Raw genomic sequence first — 15,304 nt, 5'->3', positions numbered from 1 at the left:
TGCCCTTCCGGTTCGACCCTATGTCAACGTCATCGTCAACCGCGCTGCTCGGGGATTCCCGGAAGGGTGACCTGGATGCGGCAGCCACGAACGGATTCGGCCACTCCGATCCGTCCGCCGTGCAGATCCACCGCCCAGCGGGCGATCGCGAGCCCCAGCCCCGTACCGCCGTCGCTGCCCGGCCCGTGCGGGGACGGCACCTGGCCCCGGTTGAAGCGCTCGAACACCCGGTGGCGCTCCGTCTCCGGGATGCCGGGGCCCTCGTCGACGACCTCCAGCTCCAGCGACTCGGGATACGCCCCGCGGCGCGCCAGCACCGTGACCCGGCCGTGCGGCGGGCTGTGCTTGACCGCGTTGTCGATGAGGTTGGCGACCACCTGGTGCAGTCGCTCGGTGTCCGCGTGCGCGGTGAGCTCCGGCGGCGAGACGTCCAGGTGCAGATGGACGTCCGTACGGGAGTGGTTGCCCGAACCCGACGGCAGGCGTCGGTGGGAGGCGGCGAGATTGGCCTCTTTCAGTACGCCCGAGAGATACGGCCACACCTCGAACCGGCGTGCCTTCAGTGCGACGACCCCGTTGTCCAGGCGCGACAGATCCAGCAGTGTCTCCACCAGCCGACCGAGCCGCTCGGTCTGCTTCAGCGCCGTGCACATCGTCTCGGGATCGGCGGCGGACACCCCGTCCACCACGTTCTCCAGCACCGCTCTCAGCGCCGCGATGGGGGTGCGCAGCTCGTGCGAGACATTGGCGACCAGCTCCTTGCGGTGCCGGTCCTCCGCCTCCAGATCGTCCGCCATGCGGTTGATCGTCTGGGCCAGGTCGCCCAGCTCGTCCCGCCGCCCGGCGCCGCTCACCCGGCGGGTGTAGTCGCCGTGCGAGATGGACCGGGCCACCGCGCGCATCTCGTCCAGCGGCGCGGTCAGACCGTGCGCCACGAACTGGGTGATCAGCAGTGTCGCGATCACCGAGAACACGGTGATGAACTGGAACTCGGTCCGGGTCCGCAGAGCGACGATCAGCAGTCCGGTGGTGATGAACACCGAGACCACGACGAGCGTGCCCAGCTTGGCCTTGATCGAGAAGGGCCGCATCCCGGGCCCTGGCCAGGTCATGGCGCCGGAGTCTCCAGGGCGTAGCCCACACCGTGCACGGTACGGATGCGCTCCGCGCCGATCTTCCGGCGCAGCGCCTTGATGTGGCTGTCGACCGTGCGGGTGCCCGAGGCGTCCGCCCAGTCCCACACCTCGGCCAGCAGCTGCTCCCGGGAGAGAACTGCCCGCGGGGTGTTGGCCAGGCAGACCAGCAGGTCGAACTCGGTCGGCGTGAGGTGGACGTCCTCGGCGCGCACCCGGACCCGGCGCTGCGCGTGGTCGATCTCCAGCTCACCCAGACGCAGTATCCCGCTGCGCGGGGTGACGGCGGCCAGTGCGGCCCGTTCCACCCGCCGCAGCAGCACATGCACCCGGGCGGCCAGCTCCCGCATGGAGAACGGCTTGGTCATGTAGTCGTCGGCACCGACGCCGAGCCCGACGAGCATGTCCGTCTCGTCGTCGCGCGCGGTGAGCATCAGCACCGGCACCGGGCGCTGGGCCTGCACCCGGCGGCAGACCTCCAGGCCGTCGAAGCCGGGAAGCATGATGTCGAGCACCATCAGATCCGGCTGCCAGGCCTCGGCCGCGTCCACGGCCGCGGGGCCGTCCAGCGCGGTCTGGACCAGAAAGCCCTCCGCCCGCAGCCGGGCGGAAACGGCGTCGACGATCGTGGGGTCGTCCTCGACCACCAGCACCCGGCGCTGAGCCCCCGGGGTGGCCGCGACGCCGTTGTGGGTGGTGTGTGTCTGTTCCATCGCCCCGCCCCTGCCCGTTCTCGCGGGAGGCATCCCCCCGGAGGCACGGTCTTCGCTCGTGGATTTCGTGGGTGAACCCGTGTGCCGGTCAGCAGCGTAAAGGCAGCGGAGGGCTCCCGGCTACGCAGGGTGTTGCCCCGCCGGTACGCGTTCGGGCCGGGCGCGTGGCCGGATCGTCGGGCTTGTGCCGGATGACCCGTGCCAGTGCCGTGCCGCGCATACCGGGTCGGGGCTTCAGAGACCCTTCGATGCGAGATGGACCACGTCGGGCACACCTCGGGCAACGGCCACTTCTTCGGCCCTAACCCCGCTGAACCCGGCATTCTGCAAAGCTTGTTCGAAGGCGAGGGACGGCTGCGCGGACCAGATGGCCAGCACGCCGCCCGGGGTCAGCCGGTCGTGGCAGTGGGCGAGTCCGGTGGGGGAGTAGAGGCTCCCGTTGTCCTCCGTGACGGTCCAGTCGGGCCCGTTGTCGATATCCAGACACAGGGCGTCGTAACGCTCCGTGGTCGTGCGGAGATGGGCCACCAGGTCCGTGTGCAGGATCGAGGCCCGGGGATCGGCGAGTGCGGCCCCGGAGATCCGCGCCAGCGGCCCGTCCCGGTGCCAGCCGATGATCGCCTGTTCCCGCTCCACGACAACGATCCGCCCCCAGCGCCCCTGCTCGGTGGCCCGCACCAGCGAGAAGCCCACGCCCAGCCCGCCGATCAGCACGGAGGGGCCGGTCCGGCCGGCGGGCAGGGCATCCAGCGCGGCATCGATCAGCAGCCGCTCGGAGCGCCCGTCGGAGGTGTCCATCAGGAAGCAGCCGTTGGCGATGATCTCGTAGTGCTCCCCGCGCTCCCGCAGAACGACCTCGCCGAACGGCCCGTCGCGGCGGTCGAGGGTGACGGGGGTGTCGGCGGAACGCGTCGGCATCGATTCATCGGGGGCGGTCATCGCGGACATGTCGTGGCTCTCCGGTCTCCGGTCGTGGCAGTCGGTGCCCGTCCATCCTGTCCTGCGGGCCGCGCGGAACGCCAAAGCTTTGCGGCCGCCCGCCACCGCCCCCCGCCCTGGGTGCGTCCGGTTCACGGCCGAGGCGCCTTCTTCCCGTGCACCGCCGTGTACTCGGCCGCCAGCCAGGGCCCCAGGTCGTCGAGGAACAGGCGGAGCAGGCCCGGGTCGGGGGAAGCGGTACGGGCCGCGGCCGCGGCGGCCGAACGCATCCGGGCCGCGCGCCCCGGATAGTAGCGGCCGAACACATCGGCGGACTCCTCCAGGTCGCTCGTCCAGCCGCCCCAGCGGGGCATGACCAGCGTGAAGCCGGTACGGACGAGGCGCCGGGCCACGCGTCGGCAGAGCCGCGTCCGGTCGGCGTCGGCCAGGTCCTCCGCCGTCGCCGACGCCCGCCAGCGCGGCAGCGCGAGCGCGAGATCGCCGTTGGTCTCGCGGGCGAGCAGCGAGGTGGGGCGGTAGCGGGGCAGGGCGGAGGCGAGGTCGGGCCCGAGCAGCGGAGTGCACAGGCAGGCGACGAAGAAGCCGAGGTCGTGCCGTTCCAGCTCGCTGAGTGCGGTCCGCGCACGGACCAGCAGGATGCCCGCCGTGTCGATGGCCGGGTGGTCGGTATCGAGCGCGGCGGCGACGCCGTCGGCGTCGCCGCGGTCCGCGTCCGTCGGCTCCCCCCGCAGTGCCAGCAGCAGATCGAGGTCCGAGCGCCCGGGAACAGCCGACCCGCGCGGAACGCTCCCGTACAGGTAGGCACTGTGCAGCCGCTCGCCCCCGAACGCCTCGGCGATACGGGAACGGGCATCCGCAACCACCGGCGCGAACGTCTCCGGGACGCGGTCGAGGCTTCCTTCGCGGGCGATCGTGCCGTCCTCGGCGAGACCTTTTCCGTTCATGCGAGCACTGTGCCGGAAAGGCCCGAGCGGCGGCCTCCGACCCCGGTCCCGCCCTCTCGGCGCGTGATCGCTGAGAGCGAACAGGCCCCGGGGAACATTCGGCGGCTCATGAGCATTGAGTCCACATAGCTCAACTTGCCTGCCGAAGGGGAGATCATGACTAGCGAGTCCAAGGCGTTCACACCGATCGACCTGCCCGTGCTGCCGCTCGACGACGAGGTCGTCCTGCCCGGCATGGTGGTGCCGCTGGACCTGTCCGACACCGAGGTGCGCGCCGCCGTCGAGGCCGCGCAGGCCGCCGCCCGTCCCGACGGCGGCAAGCCCGAGGTGCTGCTGGTCCCGCGGATCGACGGGACGTACACGGGGACCGGTGTCCTCGGCACCGTCGAGCAGGTCGGGCGCCTCTCGGACGGCGACCCGGGTGCGCTCATCCGGGCCCGTGACCGGGTCCGGATCGGGGCCGGGACCAGTGGTCCGGGGCGGGCGCTCTGGGTGGAGGGGACCGTGATCGACGTCGTCGTGCCCGACCCCCTGCCCGGATCGGCGGCCGAGCTGGTCAAGGAGTACAAGGCGCTCGCCACCAGCTGGCTGAAGAAGCGCGGCGCCTGGCAGGTCGTGGACCGGGTCCAGCAGATCGAGGACCTCTCCGCGCTCGCCGACAACTCCGGATACTCGCCGTTCCTCTCCACCGCGCAGAAGGTCCAGCTCCTGGAGACCGTGGACCCGGTCGCCCGGCTGAAGCTCGCCGTCCAGTGGCTGAGCGAACACCTCGCCGAGCAGGATGTCGCCGAGTCCATCGCCAAGGACGTCCAGGAGGGCGTCGACAAGCAGCAGCGCGAGTTCCTGCTGCGCCGCCAGCTGGAAGCCGTACGCAAGGAGCTCTCCGAGCTCAACGGCGACCCGGAGGACGAGTCCGACGACTACCGGGCCCGCGTCGAGGCCGCCGAGCTGCCCGAGCACGTCCGGACGGCGGCGCTCAAGGAGGTCGAGAAGCTGGAGCGGGCCAGCGACCAGTCGCCCGAGGGCTCCTGGATTCGCACCTGGCTGGACACCGTCCTCGAACTGCCGTGGAACGAGCGAACCGAGGACGCCTACGACATCCGCGGCGCCCAGGCGGTCCTGGACGCCGAGCACGCCGGTCTCGCGGATGTGAAGGAGCGCATCACCGAGTACCTCGCGGTGCGCAAGCGGCGTGCAGACCGGGGGCTGGGCGTGGTGGGCGGTCGCCGCGGCGGCGCGGTACTGGCCCTCGTCGGCCCGCCCGGTGTCGGCAAGACCTCGCTCGGTGAGTCCGTCGCCCACGCCATGGGCCGCACGTTCGTCCGTGTCGCACTCGGCGGTGTCCGGGACGAGGCGGAGATCCGCGGCCACCGGCGTACGTACGTGGGGGCGCTCCCCGGACGTATCGTGCGGGCGATCAAGGAGGCCGGTTCGATGAACCCGGTCGTCCTGCTCGACGAGATCGACAAGGTCGGTTCCGACTTCCGGGGCGACCCGGCCGCCGCCCTCCTCGAAGTCCTGGACCCCGCGCAGAACCACACCTTCCGCGACCACTACCTGGAGGTCGAGCTCGACCTCAGCGACGTCGTCTTCCTCGCCACCGCCAACGTGCTCGAAGCCATCCCGGAAGCCCTGCTCGACCGCATGGAACTGGTCAGGCTCGACGGCTACACCGAGGACGAGAAGGTCGTCATCGCCCGGGACCACCTCCTCCCGCGCCAGCTGGAGCGGGCCGGCCTGGAGAAGGACGAGGTCGCCCTGGAGGAGTCGGCGCTGCGCAGGCTGGCGGGCGAGTACACCCGCGAGGCGGGCGTACGGAATCTGGAGCGGGCCGTGGCCCGGCTGCTCCGCAAGGTCGCGGCCCAGCACGAACTGGGCGACCGCGACCTGCCGTTCACGGTGACCGACGCGGACCTGCGCGGTCTGATCGGGCGTCCGCACCATGTGCCCGAGTCCGCTCAGGACCCGGCCGAGCGCCGCACCGCCGTGCCGGGCGTGGCCACCGGGCTCGCGGTGACCGGGGCGGGCGGTGACGTCCTCTTCGTCGAGGCCTCGCTCGCCGACCCGGAGACCGGGGCCTCCGGACTGACCCTGACCGGTCAGCTCGGCGACGTCATGAAGGAGTCGGCGCAGATCGCCCTGAGCTTCCTGCGCTCGCACGGTGCGGAGCTGGAGCTGCCGGTCGCCGACCTCAAGGACCGGGGCGTGCACATCCACTTCCCGGCGGGCGCGGTCCCCAAGGACGGCCCGAGCGCCGGTATCACCCTGACGACCGCCCTGGCCTCGCTGCTCTCCGGACGCCTCGTCCGTACGGATGTGGCGATGACCGGTGAGGTGTCGCTGACCGGGCGGGTCCTGCCGATCGGCGGCCTCAAGCAGAAGCTGCTGGCCGCTCACCGCGCGGGCGTCACGACCGTCGTGATCCCGCAGCGCAACGAGGCCGACCTGGACGACGTCCCGGCCGAGGTCCTGGAGAAGCTGGACGTCCGGCCGGTCACCGACGTCCGCCAGGTGCTGGAGATCGCCCTCACCCCGGCCTCGGCCCGGGCGGAGGAGAGGATCCCGGCCGCGGCCTGAGCCCGTCGTACGGGGCGTACGGCCTGAGCGTTGTACGGCGTATGGAACGGCCCGCTTCCCGCATACCGGCGGGGGCGGGCCGTTCCGCATGCCCGGGGGCCGCTCAGGGGCGGTAGATCGTGCCCGGCTGCGGCTCGGCCGGGGCCATCAGCTCGGGGACGGTCACGAAGGTGTAGCCGTCCTTCTGGAGCGCGTCGATGATGCCCGGCACGGCGGGGACGGTGCCTTTGTAGATGTCGTGCAGCAGGATGATGCCGTCTTTGCTCGCCTGGTCCAGGATGCGCTTCCGGATCAGTGCGGAGTCGTTCGTCGAGTAGTCCTTCGCGGTGGCGCTCCACAGCACCTGCGACAGCCCCAGCTCCTTGCTGACCTTGCTGACCTCGTCGTCCGTGCGGCCCTGCGGCGGGCGCATGAGCCGGGGCCGCTCGCCGGTGATCCTCTCGATGGCCTTCTGGGTCTTCTCCAGCTCGGCCCGTATCTCGTCCGGGTCGTGGTCGGTAAGGATCTTGTGCGTCCAGGTGTGGTTGGCGACCTCGTGGCCCTCGTCCTGGATGCGCCGCACGGTGTCCGGGTGCTTGACGACATGGTGCTTGCCCAGCAGGAAGAAGGTGGCGTGCACCTTCTTCTCCTTCAGGATGTCCAGCAGCTCGGGGGTGTCCTCGCCCGGCCCCGCGTCGAAGGTCAGGGCGATGCACTTGGCCTCGCGGCAGTCCACCGGCCCGAACGCGCCCTTGGCGTCGGCAGCCGCCTCCCCGCGCGCCGAGCCCGGCGCGGTCGTGTCCATCGAGCAGCCGCTCAGCGTCAGTGTGAGCGCCGCCACCAGAGCCATGGCCAACCGCTTCCCGGGCAATGACGTCTTTGACGACGGCACCTTGGACAGCGGCGTCTTTTCGGGCATGGCAAAGCACTCCTCCGTGCGGGAAATCCCGCACAGCTGTGCGGTACGCCGAGGACTATACCTAGTACGTATACATGGAGTGCATAGTGGGTCGCGCCGTCGCCGTCGGCCCCCTCCTGGGCATCCTGCGAAATACTGGCCGAGCTGCGGCGTCGACCACCCGCGGTGACATGTTTCATCGGCAGGGAGCCGTAGAGGGGGTGCTGACGTGCACGGGAGTGAGAGCGAGCCGGAGCGGGGCGTGGCCGCCGGAAGCGGTGTGGACCACGAATTCTTGGCGCTGGAGCGCGAGTTGGCCGTGTTCCTGCGCCGGGCGCGGGCCAGCTCGGGCGAGATGGCCCGGGAGGTCCACCCGGAACTGGAGCCCGCCGCCTACGGGCTGCTCGTCCGCCTGGAGTCGGCGGGCCGGCAGCGGGCCACCGAGCTGGCCGCGTACTTCGGCGTCGGCAAGGCCACCATGAGCCGCCAGCTGCACTCCCTGGAGAACCTCGGCCTGGTCGTACGCGAGCCCGACCCGGCCGACGGCCGCGCCTGGCTCGTCCACCTCACCGACGAAGGCCTGGCCCGCTTCCGCAGCGTCCGGGATGCCCGCCGCGAGCGCTACGTACGCAAGCTGACGGGCTGGGACCGGGCCGAGGTGGCGGAGCTGGCCCGGCTGCTGCACCAGCTGAACGCCCGCGCCGAAAGCTGACCCCGAGCCGAGGGCCGGCCCCGCGCCGAAAGGCCCCTACAGCTCCACCAGGATCGCCGTGGCGTCGTCGTGCGCCTTGCCGCGCCGCAGCCGCGCGCGCCCGGCCCCCGCGTCGGCGGTCTCCAGCTCCCGTACCCGGTCGATCAGCGCCTGCGGCCCCGACCTCCGCAACTGCTCCAGCGCGGCCGCCCAGTCCCCCTCGCCGAACATCTCCGTCCAGCGGCTCGCCCCGTCCGTGAGCGCGGCGAGGGCACGGACCTCGGAGGCCGGGGCGCTGCCGGTCACCGCGCGCACCGCCACCGACGGATCGGCGGCAGCCGTGAAGAAGCCGCCCTCCTTGTTGCGCACCGTGGAGTCCGCGATCTCATGGGAGGCCAGCGAACCCGGCGGCAGCCGGTCCAGCCGGTCGTCGAGGACCGCGCGGACCGAGCCGTCCGGGGCCTCCAGCAGCAACACCGAATCCGAGAGCACCAGGTACTCGACCGCGTGTTCGCCCCAACGCGCCATGACCACGGTCGCCTGAGGAGTGCGTACGTGAGAAAGGTCACAGGTGGGCCGGTGTGCGTCGGCCGTACGGGAGATGGCCTCGGCCAGTACCTCGGTCAGGGACAGATCGAGGCGTGAACCGGACAGTTCCACCAGCGCGCCGCCCAGGCGGGCCGTGAACCACGGAACCGGGTGCACACAACCGGGCTCCGTCGGCGGCGGGGTGACGCCGTCGAGCAGGACCAGCGTGCCGCCCTGACCGGACGCGGGGAGAGCGGCCGAGACCCAGTCCTCGTTGGGGCGTTCGGGGCTGCCGGGGGCGGTGGCCAGTTCGATGCGCATGACGTCAGTCTCCACGACGCCTTCACGGGACCCGCACCCCGGTCGCATTGGCTTGTACCAGCAGGTCAACAGGGCCTCAGGGGCCGGAAGGAGAGACTCCGAACGAGTGCGGGCGGGCATCCTGCCAAAGCCGGAGCGGAAGTTCCACCCCATCGTCCATGCATGGTCAGGGGCGCACCGGGGGAGACTTGTTCGCCAACTCAAGAGTGATGTTCACTCGTTCGAGTGGCGGAGCGGTTGATGCGCGCACCCCTCTCAAAAGCACTGGAATGGTCAGAAGCCGTACCAGGAGCGGGGTGCCCCTCTGTGTGACCGTGCGTCACCTCTGCTTCAAGGGTGGACGAGTCAAGATTGCGAGCACCGGTGCAGAAGAAGCGGCCGCGGAGCAAGGGCACGACGCACGACGGTTCCGGGGCGACGCCTCCGGCGCCCGGCGCCGACAGGCGAACCGTGCGGGTGCGCAGCCGACTGGTCGCCGGAGTCGCGGTCGTCGGCGTCATCGTCCTGGCGGCGGGTGCGCCCGCCGTGCTCGGGGCCTCCGCCGATCTGACCGAGTCCCAGCGGCTCGTCACCCTCGCCGAGCTGAACCAGCAGGCCGTCACCCTCGCGCACTCCCTCGCCGACGAACGCGACGCGGTCACCGCGTACATCGCCGACGGCCGGGGCGAGGATGACGACAGCGACGCCGCGGAGAACCGCACCGCCCGCGCCACGCGCGTCGACCAGCAGATCGACGAGATCCACGAGGCGGCCTCCGCGGCCCTGCGCCGCGACCTCTCCACGATCCCCTCCCTGCGCCGGGACGCGCTGACGGGCAAGGGCACGGCGCTGGAGGCCCACCAGGCGTACTCCGACGTCATCGCCAAACTGCACGGCATCGCCGCCGAGCTGGCCGAGAAGACCCCGCCGCGCGCCGCCGACGCCACCCGGGCCCCGCTCACCCTCGGCGGCGCGGCCGAACAGGCCTCCGCGACCCGGGGGCTCCTCCTCGCCGCGCTCGCCGTGCCGAGCCCCGAGCCCACGGTCCCGCAGACCGACCCCTTCACCGGGCTGCCCGTGCAGACCCAGGACGAGGACGCCGCCCGGGCCGACCGCGAACGCGACGAGCTGAGCGCCGCCGCCCAGCAGGCCCGCGTACGCGAACTGGCCTCGCTCGCCGACTTCGACCAGGCGGCGAACCCGGCGGCCCGCGACAAGCTCTCCGCCACCGTCACCGGCCCGGAGGTCAACGACGCGGAGAAGTACCTCACCCGTCTCACCGACCGCCCCGAGCTGTCCGAGGCGGAGCGCAGGGTCAGCCCGAAGAAGCTGGAGGCCGCGCTCTCCGCCCGCGTCGACCGGATGCGCAGCGTCGAGTCCGCCCTCTCCGCCGGCCAGGTCCGGCACCTGGAGGGGCTCCGCGACGACGACGTCACCGCCCTCGAACTGAGCATCGCCCTGCTCGGCGGCTGCTTCCTCCTCGCCGTCGGCGTCTCCACCGCGGTCGCCCGCACGCTCACCCAGCCGCTCGCCGTCCTCCGTATCGGCGCCGCCCGCCTCGCCGAGGAGCCCGAGACCGCCGAACCGGTCCGCTACACCGGCCGCAACGACGAGTTCGCCCAGGTCGTCCGGTCGATGAACACCCTGCACGGCAAGCTCACCGCCCTGCACCAGGACTTCACCGGTCGCGTCGAGAGCCTCAGCGCCGAACGCTCCGGCCTGATCAAGAGCCGCGAGTCCCTCGCCCAGCAGCGGTCCGAACTCCAGGACCGGACCGCCGAGCTGGCCACCCAGCTGGAACAGCTCAAGAACACGGTCCACCACACCTTCGTCAACCTCTCCCTGCGCACCCTCGGCCTCGTCGAGCGGCAGCTCGGCGTGATCGAGGGCCTGGAGGAGCGCGAGCAGGACCCGGAGCGCCTCGCCACCCTGTTCAAGCTGGACCACATGGCCACGGTCATGCGCCGCCACAGCGAGAACATGCTCGTCCTCGCGGGCGCCGACCACGGCCACAGTCACGCCGGCCCGATCCCGCTGGTCGACGTGGCACGCGCCGCCGTCAGCGAGATCGAGCGGTACGAGCGGGTCACCATCCAGTCCCTGCCGCCGCACGCCCAGATCGCCGGATTCGCGGCCGACGACCTCAGCCACCTCCTCGCCGAACTCCTGGAGAACGCGACCTCCTTCTCTCCGCCGGACTCCCATGTCGAGCTGTCCGGCTGGCTCCTGGAGACCGGCGAGGTGATGCTCTCCGTGTCCGACGAGGGCATCGGCATGTCGACGGTCCGGATGGGCGAGCTCAATGCCAGGCTGGCCGACCCGGCCTCGTTCGAGCCGGGGGAGCGGCACATCGACATGACCGGCGCCGGACTCGGGCTCCAGGTGACGTCGTTGCTGGCCGCCCGGCACGGAGTGCGGGTCCAGCTGCGCGAGCAGAAGGGAAGTGGAGTGGCGGCTGTCGTCGTCCTGCCGCAGACCCTGCTGCCCAAGTCCCTGCCCGCGGCCTCGCCGCCCGCCGTGCAACTGCCGGGCGACGGCCCGGCGCTCACCCTGCCGGGGTCGGTGGCCGAGGCCAACTCCAACGCGCTGCCGAGCCGTTCGCCGGTCGCGCCGACGGCTGCGGAGAGGGCTGAGGCCGCCACGGAGACGGCTGAGGCTACGGAGACCGAGGCGGCTGCCGAGCCGATGCCGGAGGCCGAAGCGGGGGCCGCGCCCGTGGGAGTCTCCGCAGAGGCTTTCGACGCGTCCTCCGGGGAGGTCCGCGAAGAGGTCTCCGGCGCTGAGCCCGGGCCTGTGTCCGTGTCCGAGCCCGTGTCCGAGCCCGAGCCCGGGCCTGTGTCCGAGCCTGACCCCGTGTCCGAGCCCGATCCCGGCCTCGCCTCCGAGCAGGCCGTCGAGCCCCAGTCCGCCGTGGACCCGATCATCGCCGCCGCTGAGCGCGCGATCCGCGAGAACGCCTCGGCGGAGGCGCAGCGTGGGCCGGAGCCCGCGCCCGTACCGGAGCCGGCCGAGGACCCCGAGGCCCGGGAAGCCAACGCCGTACCGCAGCAGGAGCAGGAGCAGGAGCAGGAGCAGGAGCAGGGGCAGGGGCCGGAAGCGGAGGCCCGGCCCACGCCCGACGCGGGTGCCGAACCGGACTCCGGCCCCGACGCGGAGGCACCCGCCGAATCGGACTCCGAGATCACGATGCAGGTCCGCCTGCCGAAGCCCCCGGCCACCCCCACGGCTCCCACGGTCCCCACCGCCCCCGTGGTCCCCGCAGCCCCCATCACCCCGGCCACGCGTCAGCCCGCCGACCCGTACGCGATCGGCCCCGACCGCCACGAGCGGCCCGCGGAGGGCGGCCCGGACGACGGCCCCGCGTTCCGCCCCGCTCCCCACACCGAGGCCTCCCACACCGAGGCCTTCCCCGCCGATGTCGTCCCCGGTCCCCGTCGCCCCGAGGGCGAGCGGGTCACGGACAAGGGGCTGCCCAAGCGCACGCCCAGGATCGTCCGGCCCGAGGGTTCACCCGCCGGGCTCACCGGAGGCACCCGCACCGGCGGCATCGACAGGGACGATCTCCGCCGCCGTCTCGGCAGCTTCCACCAAGCGGCGAAGGAGGGCCGACGCGACGTCGAGGCCGAGATCGCCGAGTCCACCGGCACCACGAGCACCACGAGCACCATCCACACCACCAGCACCGCACGGATCGACCAGACCGGCGGCCGTCGTACGGACGGCCGGAACGAAGAGACGGGGGACACAGTCGAGGAGGCACGCAGTTGACTGCGCCCAGCACATTCGGGCTGAGTACCGAAGCCCGGAACCTTCACTGGTTGCTGAGCAATCTCGTGGAGGAGGTGCCAGGGGTCCACTCGGTCACCGTCGTCTCGTCCGACGGCCTGATGCTGCTCTCCTCCGACCCCGGCCATCACAGCGCGAAGGCGGCCGGGACGTCGGACGGCCCCAAGGGCTCCAGTGCCGACCTCGCCACCATCGTCGCCGGTATCGGCTCGCTGACCGTCGGCGCCGCGAAACTGATGGACGGCGGCGGCGTCAAACAGACGATGGTCGCCATGGACGAGGGCAGCGTCTTCGTCATGTCGATCAGCGACGGCTCCCTGCTCGGGGTGCACGCCGCCCCCGACTGCGACATGAGCGTCGTCGCGTACCACATGGCCCTTTTCGTCGGCCGGGCCGGACACGTACTCACCCCCGAACTCCGCAGCGAGCTGCGCACATCGATGGAGAGCGCCCAGTGACGACCGCCGCCGCAGCCGAACCCGCCCCGCGTCTCCCCGTCCGCGGCGCCGACCGGCGCCCCGCCCGGGTCCGCCCGTACTCCCTCACCGGCGGCCGCACCCGCTTCGGGCACGTCCTGCTCGTCGAGACGTTCGTCGCGGCCCTCGAAGCACCCGAGGAGCGCCGCGAGCTCACCAACGGAAACCTCGTCTCGCGCGTCATGCCCGAGCTCCAGGCCATCGTCGAACTCTGCCGCCGGATGCGTACGGTCGCGGAGGTCTCGGCCCTGTTGAAGATGCCGCTCGGAGTCGTCCGGGTGCTGCTCAGCGACTTGGCCGACCAGGGAAAGATCCGCGTGTACGGGACCGGGCACGGCACCGGTCAGCCCGACCGCGCACTGCTCGAAAGGGTGCTCAATGGACTCCGCCGTCTCTGAGGCGCCGCTCTTCGCCCCGCGCCAGCCGGGGCCCCGGGACCAGGCGGAGGAATCCCTCCAGGCCTGGCAGCTCGACCACACCCGCGCACCCACCGCCACCAAGATCGTGGTGGCGGGCGGCTTCGGCGTCGGCAAGACGACGTTCGTGGGCTCGGTCTCCGAGATCACCCCGCTCCAGACCGAAGCGCTGATGACGCAGGCCAGCGAGGAGACCGACGACCTCTCCGCGACGCCTGGGAAGACCACCACGACGGTGGCCATGGACTTCGGCCGGCTCACCCTCGACGACGACCTCGTGCTGTACGTCTTCGGCACGCCCGGCCAGCAGCGCTTCTGGTTCATGTGGGACGACCTGGTGCGCGGGGCGATCGGCGCGGTCGTCCTCGCCGACACCCGGCGGCTGGAGGACTGCTTTCCCGCGCTCGACTACTTCGAGAGCTGCGGGCTGCCGTACATCGTGGCGGTCAACCACTTCGAGGGGACGCCCGGTTACGAGGCGGAGGACGTCAGGGAGGCCCTGACCGTACCGTCGCAGGTGCCGATAGTGATCATGGACGCGCGCAACAGGATCACGGTCGTCGAGTCGCTCCTCGCCCTGGTCGGTCACGCCCTCGACGTCACCCCCGCCTAGACCGCCCAGACCGCCCAGACCGCCTCGAACCAGAGACAACGGAGAGCCGCGATGCGGAAGATACTCATAGTCGGAGCCGGTCAGTCCGGGCTCCAGCTGGCCCTGGGCCTTCAGTCCAGAGGCTACGAAGTCACCCTCATGTCCAACCGCACGGCCGACGAGATCCGCACGGGCCGGGTCATGTCGACGCAGGTCATGTTCCACACCGCGCTCCAGCACGAGCGGGACTACCAGCTGAACTTCTGGGAGTCCCAGGCCCCGAGGATCGAGGGCCTCGGCGTCTCCGTCGCCGCCCCCGACTCCTCGCGCGCCGTCGACTGGGTCGGCAAGCTGGACGGGTACGCGCAGTCCGTCGACCAGCGCGTGAAGATGGCGGGCTGGATGGAGACCTTCGCCCAGCGTGGCGGGCAGCTGGTCATCCACGGGGCGGCCGTCTCCGACCTGGACTACTTCTCCCGCACCTACGACCTGGTGATGGTCTCGGCGGGCAAGGGTGAGCTGGTCTCCATGTTCGGCCGGGACGCGGCCCGTTCGCCGTTCGACGCCCCGCAGCGGGCACTGTCCGTCGCCTACGTCCACGGCATGGGCCCGCGCCCGGAGCACCCGGAGTTCGACGCGGTCCGCTGCAACCTGGTGCCGGGCGTCGGCGAGCTGTTCGTGATGCCGGCTCTCACCACCTCCGGCCGGGCCGACATCCTCTTCTGGGAGGGCATCCCCGGCGGCCCGCTGGACGCCTTCCAGGGCATCAGGGACCCATCCGAGCACCTCGCGAAGACGCTGGAGCTCATGGAGAAGTTCACGCCCTGGGAGTACGCCCGAGCCACCAGGGTCGAGTTGACCGACGCCAACGCAACCCTCGCGGGCCGTTACGCCCCCACCGTCCGCAAGCCGATCGGCCGGCTCCCCGGCGGCGGTCTGGTCCTCGGCGTCGCGGACGTCGTCGTGGCCAACGACCCGATCACCGGCCAGGGCTCCAACTCGGCGTCCAAGTGCGCCGACTCCTACCTGGACTCGATCATCGAGCACGGAGAGAAGGAGTTCGACGCGGCGTGGATGCAGTCCGCCTTCGACCGCTACTGGGACACCGCCCAGCACGTCGTGAGGTGGACCAACGCGATGCTCGGCGTCCCCCCGGAGCACGTGCTGAACCTGATCGGCGCGGCCGGTCAGCTCCAGCCCGTCGCGGACCGCTTCGCCAACGGGTTCAACGACCCGGCGGACTTCGACGACTTCTTCTTCGAGCCGGAGAAGACGAACGCGTACCTGGCCTCGGTCTCCGGAGCCTGACAGCGGAGTGTGCTTCGGCGGCCG

The 15,304-nt window shown here is 71.7% G+C and carries 13 protein-coding genes; 7 read left to right on the top strand and 6 right to left on the bottom strand.

Features of this window, described 5'->3' with window-relative positions:
* Window positions 1-35: 35 nt before the first annotated feature.
* The 4 genes from CIB93_RS12625 to CIB93_RS12610 form a co-directional block, all read right to left on the bottom strand.
* Entirely contained in the window at window positions 36-1,112 is a 1,077-nt protein-coding gene (locus CIB93_RS12625) for an ATP-binding protein (RefSeq protein ID WP_096626885.1), read from the bottom strand.
* Window positions 1,109-1,846, bottom strand: a complete 738-nt coding sequence (locus CIB93_RS12620; protein WP_096626884.1) for a response regulator transcription factor — start codon at window positions 1,844-1,846, stop codon at window positions 1,109-1,111. Before CIB93_RS12620 ends, CIB93_RS12625 begins: the two co-directional genes overlap by 4 nt.
* Window positions 1,847-2,080: 234 nt before the next feature.
* Window positions 2,081-2,794: a spermidine synthase gene (locus CIB93_RS12615; RefSeq protein WP_257002157.1), complete on the bottom strand. Its 714-nt coding sequence runs from the start codon at window positions 2,792-2,794 to the stop codon at window positions 2,081-2,083.
* Between the two features lie 122 nt (window positions 2,795-2,916).
* Entirely contained in the window at window positions 2,917-3,729 is an 813-nt protein-coding gene (locus CIB93_RS12610) for a nucleotidyltransferase domain-containing protein (RefSeq protein ID WP_096626883.1), read from the bottom strand.
* Between the two features lie 156 nt (window positions 3,730-3,885).
* Between CIB93_RS12610 and lon the strand changes: the two genes are divergently transcribed.
* Complete coding sequence (gene lon / locus CIB93_RS12605) at window positions 3,886-6,306, top strand: endopeptidase La (RefSeq protein WP_096626882.1); 2,421 nt, start codon at window positions 3,886-3,888, stop codon at window positions 6,304-6,306.
* Window positions 6,307-6,409: 103 nt separating this feature from the next.
* Here lon and CIB93_RS12600 read toward each other — a convergent pair whose 3' ends face one another.
* Window positions 6,410-7,204, bottom strand: coding sequence for a polysaccharide deacetylase family protein (locus tag CIB93_RS12600; protein WP_096626881.1), 795 nt, complete (start codon window positions 7,202-7,204; stop codon window positions 6,410-6,412).
* Window positions 7,205-7,412: 208 nt separating this feature from the next.
* Between CIB93_RS12600 and CIB93_RS12595 the strand changes: the two genes are divergently transcribed.
* Window positions 7,413-7,895, top strand: a complete 483-nt coding sequence (locus CIB93_RS12595) for a MarR family winged helix-turn-helix transcriptional regulator (protein ID WP_096626880.1) — start codon at window positions 7,413-7,415, stop codon at window positions 7,893-7,895.
* A gap of 36 nt (window positions 7,896-7,931) precedes the next feature.
* Here CIB93_RS12595 and CIB93_RS12590 read toward each other — a convergent pair whose 3' ends face one another.
* Complete coding sequence (locus CIB93_RS12590; RefSeq protein ID WP_096626879.1) at window positions 7,932-8,723, bottom strand: hypothetical protein; 792 nt, start codon at window positions 8,721-8,723, stop codon at window positions 7,932-7,934.
* 363 nt (window positions 8,724-9,086) lie between these two features.
* Between CIB93_RS12590 and CIB93_RS12585 the strand changes: the two genes are divergently transcribed.
* The 5 genes from CIB93_RS12585 to CIB93_RS12565 are packed head-to-tail and all read left to right on the top strand — an operon-like array spanning window position 9,087 to window position 15,280.
* Entirely contained in the window at window positions 9,087-12,470 is a 3,384-nt protein-coding gene (locus CIB93_RS12585; protein WP_096626878.1) for a nitrate- and nitrite sensing domain-containing protein, read from the top strand.
* Window positions 12,467-12,946 (top strand): roadblock/LC7 domain-containing protein, encoded by a 480-nt coding sequence (locus tag CIB93_RS12580; protein ID WP_096626877.1) that lies wholly within the window; start codon window positions 12,467-12,469, stop codon window positions 12,944-12,946. The genes CIB93_RS12585 and CIB93_RS12580 overlap by 4 nt, the downstream gene beginning before the upstream one ends.
* Complete coding sequence (locus tag CIB93_RS12575; protein WP_096626876.1) at window positions 12,943-13,362, top strand: DUF742 domain-containing protein; 420 nt, start codon at window positions 12,943-12,945, stop codon at window positions 13,360-13,362. Before CIB93_RS12580 ends, CIB93_RS12575 begins: the two co-directional genes overlap by 4 nt.
* The gene (locus tag CIB93_RS12570; protein ID WP_096626875.1) at window positions 13,343-13,993 is read left to right on the top strand and encodes an ATP/GTP-binding protein; all 651 of its coding nucleotides are present in this window, start codon (window positions 13,343-13,345) and stop codon (window positions 13,991-13,993) included. Before CIB93_RS12575 ends, CIB93_RS12570 begins: the two co-directional genes overlap by 20 nt.
* A gap of 51 nt (window positions 13,994-14,044) precedes the next feature.
* Entirely contained in the window at window positions 14,045-15,280 is a 1,236-nt protein-coding gene (locus CIB93_RS12565) for a styrene monooxygenase/indole monooxygenase family protein (RefSeq protein ID WP_096626874.1), read from the top strand.
* Window positions 15,281-15,304: the final 24 nt, after the last annotated feature.

Origin of the sequence: Streptomyces sp. WZ.A104 (assembly GCF_002382885.1) — a bacterium.
GTDB lineage: Bacteria > Actinomycetota > Actinomycetes > Streptomycetales > Streptomycetaceae > Streptomyces.
Note: the sequence above shows the minus strand (reverse complement) of the source record. Positions and strands in the feature narration are given on the sequence as shown.

What these genes read in the sequence shown, in the direction of transcription:
- CIB93_RS12565 (WP_096626874.1), top strand. Translation starts at nt 14,045, where the DNA reads ATGCGGAAGATACTCATAGTCGGAGCCGGTCAGTCCGGGCTCCAGCTG.
- CIB93_RS12610 (WP_096626883.1), bottom strand. Translation starts at nt 3,729, where the DNA reads ATGAACGGAAAAGGTCTCGCCGAGGACGGCACGATCGCCCGCGAAGGA.
- CIB93_RS12620 (WP_096626884.1), bottom strand. Translation starts at nt 1,846, where the DNA reads ATGGAACAGACACACACCACCCACAACGGCGTCGCGGCCACCCCGGGG.
- CIB93_RS12600 (WP_096626881.1), bottom strand. Translation starts at nt 7,204, where the DNA reads ATGCCCGAAAAGACGCCGCTGTCCAAGGTGCCGTCGTCAAAGACGTCA.
- CIB93_RS12590 (WP_096626879.1), bottom strand. Translation starts at nt 8,723, where the DNA reads ATGCGCATCGAACTGGCCACCGCCCCCGGCAGCCCCGAACGCCCCAAC.
- CIB93_RS12615 (WP_257002157.1), bottom strand. Translation starts at nt 2,794, where the DNA reads ATGTCCGCGATGACCGCCCCCGATGAATCGATGCCGACGCGTTCCGCC.
- CIB93_RS12625 (WP_096626885.1), bottom strand. Translation starts at nt 1,112, where the DNA reads ATGACCTGGCCAGGGCCCGGGATGCGGCCCTTCTCGATCAAGGCCAAG.
- CIB93_RS12570 (WP_096626875.1), top strand. Translation starts at nt 13,343, where the DNA reads ATGGACTCCGCCGTCTCTGAGGCGCCGCTCTTCGCCCCGCGCCAGCCG.
- lon (WP_096626882.1), top strand. Translation starts at nt 3,886, where the DNA reads ATGACTAGCGAGTCCAAGGCGTTCACACCGATCGACCTGCCCGTGCTG.